The sequence below is a fragment of the Citrobacter sp. Cb080 genome (assembly GCF_030334745.1).
Taxonomy (GTDB): Bacteria; Pseudomonadota; Gammaproteobacteria; order Enterobacterales; family Enterobacteriaceae; genus Citrobacter; species Citrobacter braakii.
In genome coordinates this window covers 1-281 of the sequence record NZ_JAOWDG010000006.1, presented here as the reverse complement: position 1 = coordinate 281, position 281 = coordinate 1, and the positions used below count along the sequence as shown (strand labels likewise).

Annotated in this window: 1 tRNA gene and 1 rRNA gene; both read right to left on the bottom strand. The window is 54.4% G+C overall.

Annotated features, from left to right (window positions below):
* Positions 1–81 (bottom strand): 5S ribosomal RNA (rrf, locus tag OGV38_RS00045); the annotation flags it as partial.
* Between the two features lie 38 nt (positions 82–119).
* Positions 120–195: transfer RNA gene (locus OGV38_RS00040), tRNA-Thr, on the bottom strand.
* Positions 196–281 lie beyond the last annotated feature (86 nt).

Below are 281 nucleotides of genomic sequence, written 5' to 3'. Positions count from 1 at the left end.
CACACTACCATCGGCGCTACGGCGTTTCACTTCTGAGTTCGGCATGGGGTCAGGTGGGACCACCGCGCTACAGCCGCCAGACAAATTCTTTTCTAAGTGCCAAACTTTAACCGAAAAACTGGTGCTGATACCCAGAGTCGAACTGGGGACCTCACCCTTACCAAGGGTGCGCTCTACCAACTGAGCCATATCAGCACACTAAATTTGATGCCTGGCAGTTCCCTACTCTCGCATGGGGAGACCCCACACTACCATCGGCGCTACGGCGTTTCACTTCTGAG